Genomic DNA, 385 nt, shown 5'->3' with positions numbered 1-385 from the left:
CATCACCACCACGCCGGCGGCGCCGTCGTTGATGCCCGAGGCATTGCCCGCCGTCACGCCGCCGCTCTTGTCGAACGCGGGACGCAGGCCGGCCAGGGCTTCGGCGCTGGTCTTCTTGTTGATGAACTCGTCGTTGGCGAAGACGATCGCGTCGCCCTTCTTCTGCGGAATCGTGAAGGGCACGATCTCGTCCTTGAAGCGGCCGGACTCCTGCGCCGCGGCAGCCTTCTGCTGGCTGGCCAGGGCCAGCGCGTCCTGTGCCTCGCGCGAGATGCTGTACTTCTTGGCCACGTTCTCGGCCGTGATGCCCATGTGGTACTGGTTGTAGACGTCCCACAGGCCGTCGGTGATCATCGAGTCGGTCATCTTCCAGTCACCCATGCGC

Annotated in this window: 1 protein-coding gene; it reads right to left on the bottom strand. The window is 65.5% G+C overall.

Features of this window, described 5'->3' with window-relative positions; all coding sequences use genetic code 11:
* Nucleotides 1-385: thiolase family protein (locus tag JWG43_RS19295; RefSeq protein WP_504208242.1), on the bottom strand; the 385-nt coding region annotated here is incomplete at both ends.

It is taken from the genome of Desulfobulbus alkaliphilus, assembly GCF_016918545.1.
Taxonomy (GTDB): Bacteria; Desulfobacterota; Desulfobulbia; order Desulfobulbales; family Desulfobulbaceae; genus Desulfobulbus; species Desulfobulbus alkaliphilus.
The sequence above is the reverse complement of the archived record's forward strand: the minus strand, read 5'-3'. Positions and strand labels throughout refer to the sequence as shown.